This window comes from Amycolatopsis orientalis DSM 43388 (assembly GCF_000411975.1).
Classification (GTDB): domain Bacteria; phylum Actinomycetota; class Actinomycetes; order Mycobacteriales; family Pseudonocardiaceae; genus Amycolatopsis; species Amycolatopsis orientalis_D.
Genome location: NZ_ASXG01000089.1, coordinates 1 through 709, shown reverse-complemented (window position 1 = coordinate 709; position 709 = coordinate 1). Strand labels below are relative to the sequence as shown.

The window sequence follows — 709 nt, the reverse complement described above, 5'->3', positions numbered from 1 at the left end:
CGAGAAGCTCGGGAAGTGGCACTTCTGGACCACGTTCATCGGCTTCCACACCACGTTCCTGGTGCAGCACTGGCTGGGCGCGGAAGGCATGCCGCGGCGTTACGCGGACTACCTGGCCAGCGACGGGTTCACCACGCTGAACACGATCTCCACGATCGGCGCGTACATCCTCGGGGCGTCCACGCTGCCGTTCATCTGGAACGTGTTCAAGAGCTACCGGTACGGCGAAATCGTCACGGTCGACGACCCGTGGGGCTACGGCAACTCGCTCGAGTGGGCCACGTCCTGCCCGCCGCCGCGGCACAACTTCACCGAACTGCCCCGGATCCGCTCCGAGCGGCCCGCGTTCGAGCTGCACTACCCGCACATGGTCGAACGCCTCCACGCGGAAGGCGAGATCGGCTTCTTCGGCAAGGCCAAGCACGTCGGGGCCCCGTCGCAGAAGCTCGTGGACGCCACCATGCCGGGCGACCACACCAAGGACAACGCAAGCGAGCAGTAACGACGCTCGAAGGATGTGCCCGGCGCGTGCCCGGTCGAGGTTTCCCTCGGCCGGGCACGCGCCTTTTCGTTGCCGAGACCTTGCCTCGCCGCACACCACCGAGGCACGCCGACTCGAGCCGAGCCGCGCCGAGCCGCGCTGGGCCGCGCCGAGCCGCGCTGCTCCGAGGCACGCCGACTCGAGCCGCGCCGCGCCGAGCCGGGCTGC

General features: G+C 69.3%; 1 protein-coding gene. It reads left to right on the top strand.

What is annotated here, in order from left to right:
- Window positions 1-502: cbb3-type cytochrome c oxidase subunit I (locus tag L942_RS17590; RefSeq protein ID WP_037361646.1), on the top strand; the 502-nt coding region annotated here is incomplete at its 5' end.
- Window positions 503-709 lie beyond the last annotated feature (207 nt).